This is a genomic window from Dyella sp. ASV21 (assembly GCF_016428975.1).
In the GTDB taxonomy this organism is placed as follows: domain Bacteria; phylum Pseudomonadota; class Gammaproteobacteria; order Xanthomonadales; family Rhodanobacteraceae; genus Dyella.
The window spans coordinates 1-264 of the sequence record NZ_JAELTT010000413.1 but is presented as its reverse complement, the minus strand read 5'-3'; the positions used below and the strand labels follow the sequence as shown (position 1 = coordinate 264).

General features: G+C 63.3%; 1 protein-coding gene. It reads right to left on the bottom strand.

Annotated features, from left to right (window positions below; translation table 11 throughout):
* On the bottom strand, positions 1 to 264 hold a 264-nt coding region (locus JHD67_RS22115), incomplete at both ends, for an EF-Tu/IF-2/RF-3 family GTPase (RefSeq protein ID WP_255557480.1).

Genomic DNA, 264 nt, shown 5'->3' with positions numbered 1-264 from the left:
CCAGCAGCTTGCGGAACATTTCCACGCCGGTCACGGTCGTCTTCTGGGTCGGGCGGATGCCCACCACTTCGACTTCGTCACCCACCTTGATGATGCCGCGCTCGATACGACCGGTCACCACGGTGCCACGGCCCGAGATCGAGAACACGTCTTCCACCGGCATCAGGAACGGCTTGTCGATCGCACGCACCGGCTCCGGAATGTACGTATCCAGCGCGTCCACCAGCTTGATGATCGCCGGCACGCCGATTTCCGACTGGTCGC